3 protein-coding genes are annotated in these 6,097 nt (G+C 69.2%); 2 read left to right on the top strand and 1 reads right to left on the bottom strand.

The genetic code is table 11. The features are described 5' to 3' along the window. Positions 1-182 precede the first annotated feature (182 nt). Positions 183-578 (top strand): hypothetical protein, encoded by a 396-nt coding sequence (locus tag ACZ5GT_RS02665; RefSeq protein ID WP_469013117.1) that lies wholly within the window; start codon positions 183-185, stop codon positions 576-578. Between the two features lie 239 nt (positions 579-817). After that, complete coding sequence (locus ACZ5GT_RS02660) at positions 818-3,271, top strand: helicase associated domain-containing protein (RefSeq protein WP_469013160.1); 2,454 nt, start codon at positions 818-820, stop codon at positions 3,269-3,271. A 175-nt stretch (positions 3,272-3,446) separates the two neighbouring features. Here ACZ5GT_RS02660 and ACZ5GT_RS02655 read toward each other — a convergent pair. After that, positions 3,447-6,097, bottom strand: a 2,651-nt coding sequence (locus tag ACZ5GT_RS02655) for a hypothetical protein (RefSeq protein ID WP_469013115.1), incomplete at its 5' end; no start/stop codon positions are given.

Here is a 6,097-nt window from a genome sequence, read left to right as displayed (position 1 = left end):
GGGTGGGTCCGCGTTGCGGACCCACCAGAAATGCCCGGGCGTGAACGCCCGGGACCGATCCGCTCCGCGGCTCGGGGCAGGTCCGCTTCGCTCCCCTGCCTTGGGCCCGCGTTGCGGGCCTGGCTGGCTATAAGAAGCGGGCGCTCGCTTGCTGGGGCGCTGTGTTGGGCAGGGTGGTTGGCATGTCTGGTGCTGTTTCTCAGGGGAAGATCCGGTTGCGGGTGCTGGATGTTGAGGCGGATCTGCTGACGTTCGAGGGCGGTTCAATCACCTTCTGGTTGCGGGGTGTTGAGGTGTGTAGTTTTCCCTCTTCCGTGTTGGACGGGGTGGAGCTGCCGGTGGGGTCGGAGCCGGCTTCGCGGGTGTACTCGGTGGACGAGGTGCGCAAGCAGTATCCGAAGGCCTACGAGCGGTGGAAGCCGGAGGATGACCAGTTGCTGCTGCGGCTCCACGCTTCCGGGAGTGGTGTTGACGAGTTAGCTGAACGGCTTGCTCGGCAGCCGAGTGCGATCCGGTCGCGTCTAGCGAAGCTCGGGGTGGAGGGGCTTCCGGAGTCACTTGCCTCTCCCCCGTCCTGACAGCTCTTCAACCCATTGCCGATTGCGAGCCGTTGAAGCACGGCGGGTGCGGGGTGGGCATTCTCCCACTCCGCACCCGCCGTGCACGGAAGAACGGGGCAGTTCATGCGAGGGGTGAGGTCTGGGTGGGACGGTGATGGGTGCGGCCCTCGATGCGCGGCACTTTTGTCGCCCGATAGAGCGATTGCATCAAAGTGACTCGGGATAGAGTCTGTAGTGAGGGGCTACTGCCCCCGTTGGTGCGGCATGGAAGGCGGAAGATCGTGTCGGGTCGGCATCGGCTTCGTCCCCATCAGATTGAGGCCGTGGATGCGGTAGTGCGAGCGTTGGCTCAGCCGCCGGGTGGGGTGTGGCCTGAGAACGGGCTGCGGGCTCAGGTGGTTGCTGCCACGGGGGCGGGCAAGAGTCTGGTGGGGGTGCACGCGGCGCTGGAGCTGCGTGCAGGGCGCGTGCTGGTTCTGGTGCCCACGCTCGATCTGCTGGGGCAGATGGTGGGGGTGTGGCGCGCTGCAGGGCGTACAGGGCCGATGTTCGGGGTGTGCTCGCCGCGCGAGGGTGGGGCGTTGGAAGTGCCGTGCACGACCGATGCCGAGCAGCTGGTGGCCTGGCTGACCGGCCGTGAGCGGGTGACGGTGTTCGCCACGTATGCGGCGCTGGGCTTGGGAGTGTTGGAGCGGGCGCATGCGGGTGGTCTGGGCCGGTGGGACCTGGTCGTGGTGGACGAGGCGCACCGGACGTCGGGTGTGCTGGGCAAGCCGTGGGCGGCGGTGCATGACCAGGGGAAGGTGCCGGCGGCGCGACGTCTGTACATGACCGCGACACCGCGGTTGTGGGATGCAGCTTCGGGCAGTGGGGGCGGGTCGGCGGCGCTGGTGGCGTCGATGGATGACGAGAGCGTGTTCGGGCCGGTGGTGTACCGGTTGCCGCTGTCGGAGGCGATCGAGCGGGGGCTGGTCGCGCGGTATCAGGTGGTGTGTGTGGACATCGCTGATCCTCAGGTGCAGGCGATGCAGCTGGTGGGGTCGGATGCGCGCAGTGACGCGGTGCGAGGGCTGCGGTTGGCTGCGCTGCAGACGGCGGTGCTGAAGACGGCGGCCGAGCAGAAATTGAGGCGGTTGTTGACGTTCCACTCCCGTACGAGTGAGGCGGAGGCCTTCGCGAGTGGGCTGGGCGCGGTGGCGAAGGCGCTGTGGAAGAGCGGCGAGGGAGGCTACCCGGAGCCGGGGGCGGTGTGGGCGCAGTGGCTGTGCGGGGAGCACAAGGTCGGGCACCGGCGGGAGGTGTTGGAGGAGTTCTCGGCGGGGTGTGCGGCGGACGGTGCGGTGTGGGAGCGGTGTGTGCTGTCGTCGGTGCGGGTACTGGGCGAGGGGGTGGACACGCCGGGTTGTGACGCGGTGTTCTTCGCGGACGTGCGGGGTTCGGTGCCCGACGTGGTCCAGGCGGTGGGCCGTGCACTGCGGATGCAGCCGGGTGAGGGCAAGATCGCCTCTCTGGTGGTGCCGGTGTTCTTGGGGCCGGGTGAGGAGCCGGACGAGATGCTCGCCTCGAAGGCGTATGAGGATCTCGCGAAGCTGCTGACCGCGCTGCGGGCGCACGATGCAGAGGCGGTCGAGCAGCTTGCTGTCCCGCAGGCCGCCAGCCGGTCCGAGGCGGCTTCTGGCGGATCGGGCGCGGAAGGCGGGGTTGGCGGTGCGGCGCAGGGGCTGCTGTCGTTCTCGTCGCGGCGGGATCCAGCCCAGTTGGCAGCGTTCATCAGTGCGCGGGTGCTGCGGCCGGAGGGCGAGTTCTGGCGGCGAGGCCTGCAGGCAGCCCTCGCGTTCCACAGTGACCAGCAGCATCTGCGCGTTCCCTACGGGCACACGGCGCCCGACGGGTTCCCGCTCGGGGTGTGGATCTCCAACCAGCGACGCCTGAACCGCCAGGGCAGTCTCAGCCCGGAGCGGGTAGCGCAGTTGGACGAACTCGGCATGGTGTGGTCCCACTTCACGGTCGCCTTCGACGAGGGCTTGGCCGCGGCCCGCGGCTGGGCCGCCGAGCACGGCCACCTGCTGGCCCCCACCGAAGCCACCTGGGAGAATTACCCGGTTGGGATCTGGCTGAAGAATCAGCGTGCCGCTGCCCGGCGCGCGGAGGACCATCGTGCGGCGGAGCCAAAGGCAGGCTCTGGGGCTGGTGGGCTGAGCCGGGAGCGGCGCCGGGCACTGGAGGAGATCGATCCCGCGTGGTGTCCGGCGTGGCCGGTGGCGTGGCAGCGGTGCTTCCACCTTGCCCGCATGCACGTGCAGACCGGGGGGTCGCTGCCGGCGCGGGAAGGCGTGCTGATGGTGCAGGGCGAGGACATCGGGCGCTGGGTGCAGGTACAGCGGCAGGAGTGGAATGCGCTGAGCGGCGTGCAGCAGTGGCTGCTCGGTGAGGTACTGGGCATCGAACCTCGTGCGGAACGGCCATCTGCGCCGTCGGTTGTTCCACGGCGCAGCCGTGCGCAGAAATGGGAGGCGAACCTGGCGGCGGCCCACCAGTACCGCACCCGGGAAGGGCACCTGAACGTACCCCGATCGCACACCGAAACCGTGGATGGAACCGAGTTGGCCCTCGGTGTGTTCATCGCCAACGCTCGTGCCCGTCAAGCCAGCCTCGCCTCGGAGCGGGTGGCAGAGCTGTCTGCTCTCGGGATGCGCTGGCAAGAAGGTTGATCAACTGATCACTCTGACTTGGGCGCGCGCCAGAGTGATAAGCACGGCGGCGACCTGCTGATCGGGACTCGGCCTGGACAACGCGGAAGGGGCCCACAGGCCGACACCTGTCGAGCCCTTCGGTTTTTCAGGAGCAGAGCGGCGGTTCGTCGCCGGGGCGGTGGTAGCTGCGTTGTCAGGTGGGGTCCGGGGCGCATGTTTTGGTGATTGCTTCGATGGGGTCGGGGCGGCAGTCGAGGATGGCTGGGTAGAGATCGGCGCCGGTTGCGCGCAGGCTGGCCGAGAGTTCGTGTTGTTTCCGGGTGAGGTCGTCGAGGCTGTGCGCCGTGTGCTTGCGGTCGTCGGCGGGGTGCCCGTCGTCGCCGGGCTTCACGTTGGTCCAGAATGCGGGGCTGTCGAAGTAGCCCACGAGGTAGATGCCTGCCGCCGTATGGTCGCGGGTGAGGTAGCGCTCGGCGAGCTGGGTTCGCGCTGCCTCGTCCAGGCCGCTGTTCCAGCAGCCTTTGGTTTCGATGATGACGGTTACTTTGGGTGCAGTGGTGTCCCAGCGGTGGTTGGCGTCTATCTGGATGTCGGTGCGGCCGTATCGGTCGATCTGTACTTCTCGGTTGATGATCAGGCGGTGGCCGGCGAGCAGGGTCTTGAGCAGGTGGTGCACCAGGTCGCTCAGGTCCTCCTCCCACATCGGCCACCAGCGCCACGGCGGCGGTGTGCTTTGCCCGTTCTTCGGTTTCTTCTGCTCGGTGGTCCGCCATTGGGTTCGATTCCACAGAAGCGGGGCGAGCCCGTTGGGGCCGGTGAGCTGGTGCTGAATCGTCTCCAGTGCGTCGAGGACGATGCGGGCCAGTTGGCTGGCGTCGTGGACGATGCGGCTTTCGGTGTCGGCGGCCAAGGCGGAGAGGATGGGCCAGCTGGGTCGCTCCCAGGCGGTCTCGGCGAGCATCAGAGCGTGCCAGTGGGCGAGGCCGGGCAGGCGCGGGTGGTCGGGGTAGATGCTGGCGAGTCGTTCGAGTTCGGCGAGTGACTGGGCGGTGGGTATGCGGCTGGCTAGTGTGTCGGGAATGGCCGCCAGGGCGATGCCGACAGGGATGCCGGGGTGTCCGATGCCGCTTCGCGTATACAGGGGGCCGTCGGTGGTGATGTGGCCGGCGGTGACGAGCCGCTCGTAGAGCGTGCCGAGCTGGCGGGGTGTCATGGCGTGTATGCCGGTGGTGGTGTCGGTGCTGGTGGCCCAGGCGTTGGTGAGCGCGGGGTCGGCCAGGATCTGGGCCCAGGTGGACGCAGGTTCTGGTGCGGGGGCGTACTCCAGGAGGACGTTGATGGTCTGGGCCCACGCGGCAGTCGGCACCGGGGAGCCGTCACGCTGAGCTGCTGCCGCGTCGGCGCGCGCCAGGTCGAGCGCTTGGGTGACGCCAGCTGCTGCGAGTGGGCGCAGGAGCGGGCGTCGTTGTTCGGGCAGGCGGTTGGGGGCGGCCGCCCACGCGGTCACCAGGGGGAGTTGGGCCGGGTCTATTGCGGCGAGCCTGGTCACGGCCTGTCCGACGATGTCGGCTGGCAGCCGCTCGAGGTAGTCGGGCAGCGCGGCGCCGAAGGCTTGGCCGGCGCGCTGAAGGGCCTCGGAAGTCAGAGTGTGGCGCGAGGCGTCGTCGGACGGCTCCACCTGGGCACAGAGCAGTGCGACAGCGATGCCGGTCCACCGCTGGGGAGACAGGGAGGGCAGTTCGGGGACGGCCGTCAGTGCCCGCAGCTCTGGGACATCGGCGATGCAGAAGCCGACCACCGGCTTGGCGTCGTCGGGTGTGATGGCGGGGGCGTTGAGCAGGGCCCAGGTCGCGGCGTCGGCGAGGTCGCCGGGCAGGTTCTTGGCGGTGGCCCAGCACGGCGTGGTCGTCAGGTCGAGTACGTCGTGGAAGGCGGAGGGCGCGGGGGAATCCCCGGTCGGGGTGCGGAACCCTACCAGGGCAGTGATCCGCGACCACCAGGGGCGCAGATCCTCACTCGTGGGACGCAGGGCCAGATCGGCTTCCAGCGGTTGCGGGTCGAACTGCCAGCGGGCGCGCTGCTGCTCTTCGCGGCGGGTCCGGGCGAGGGCGAGCGGGTCGAGTTCGGGCGGCTGGGACCAGGAAGCGATGAGCTGCTCCAGCTGTGGGTCGGCGCTGGTGAGCTTCTGGACCTGCGCGGTCTCCTCGGGTGTGAGTGGACGGCCGACGCCCCGGGGCAGAACGGTGGTCAGGAAGGTCTTGGCCGTGTCGGGTGCGGCGGTGAAGCGGCTGGCCCAGTGGATGCGATCTTGCGGCGGGAAGAAGGAGAACGGCCCGTCGAGCAGGTGCAGGAGGTCGGTGGAGTCGGCGCGGTGGTCCAACAGCAGTCCGGCCAAGCGGCGGCGCAGCGCGTCGTCGCCCACGGGCTCACACAGCTGCTCGGGGAAGCCGACGATGGTGGTGTGGTCCCACAGGTCGGCGCGCGCGGCGAGGTCGGCCACGACCTCGGCGAGCGCGGTTTCGAGTCGGTCGTCCGGCTCGGCAGTGAGGGCCTGGTCGAGGGCCCATGCCAGGGCGTGAGCGGCACGTGCCACCCGCTGGGCGGCCCCGGCACGGTAGAAGTTCGAGAGCGGTGTAGTCACAGATGGAGGCTCGGCGAGTTGTCCGCGAGCCCAGGCAAGGACGCTGAGCGGGTCGGGCTGTCCGTCTTCGAGCAGCGCGGTGAGACGTCCGGCGGGGATGCCTTCGGCGAGGTCCAGCAGTTCAGTGAGGTCCAGGCAGTCGGGCCACAGTGTCTCCACGGCGGCGGCCCTGATGTCCTCGTCCGCCGGTGGCACTGCCAGGG

It is taken from the genome of Streptomyces sp. NPDC031340 (assembly GCF_055569945.1).
The sequence above is the reverse complement of the archived record's forward strand: the minus strand, read 5'-3'. Positions and strand labels throughout refer to the sequence as shown.